This window comes from Bacillus sp. SRB_331 (assembly GCF_003264175.1).
Classification (GTDB): Bacteria; Bacillota; Bacilli; order Bacillales; family Bacillaceae_G; genus Bacillus_A; species Bacillus_A mycoides.
In genome coordinates this window covers 969-1,570 of record NZ_NADV01000146.1, presented here as the reverse complement: position 1 = coordinate 1,570, position 602 = coordinate 969, and the positions used below count along the sequence as shown (strand labels likewise).

The following is a 602-nucleotide window of genomic DNA, read 5'->3' as shown; positions in this document are numbered from 1 at the left end:
TACTCGGCTTCTGTTGACGAACATGCGACGATCTTCTGCAATGCACTTCGCCAGGCAATGGCTGATCCAGACATCATCAGAGTATAGCCGCTCGTGGATCTTCTGGAATCTTTGTCTCCGGCCCAGTCACTGTCCGAGAAGGCGATTAAGTGCGGAGGTTGCTTGGCTTGAAAGAATAGTCCGCAGTTAGAGCTCCCCTTGAGATATTTTAGGACACGTTTCGCAGAAGTCCAGTGTTGTTGCCCTGGGTTGTCCAAAAATCGGCATAGCGAGGAGACTGCATGTGAGATATCGGGTCTTGTGCACGTGGCAATCCAATTCAGAGCTCCAACTAGTTCACGGTAGGGTGTTCCTTGCATATCTTGCATTTGTTCGGCACTCGTTGCACACATGTCCTTGTTCAAGTAGAATCCTGGTTGTTCTGGAGTGTCAACTGGCTTACAGTCCATCATCTGGAATTTTGACAATTGTTCCAAAATATACGTCTCCTGGTCAAGTAGGATACCGTCGTTGCTGCTTGAAACCCTCATTCCTAGTAGCCGTTTCGGTTCACCTAGGTCCGTAATTGGAAAGCGATTTGATAGTTGTGCAACGATTCCTTC

Annotated in this window: 1 protein-coding gene; it reads right to left on the bottom strand. The window is 48.2% G+C overall.

All coding sequences use genetic code 11. The annotated features are described in order from the left end of the window. Nucleotides 1-476: Ty1/Copia family ribonuclease HI (locus B5P42_RS32380; RefSeq protein WP_220089419.1), on the bottom strand; the 476-nt coding region annotated here is incomplete at its 3' end. Nucleotides 477-602 lie beyond the last annotated feature (126 nt).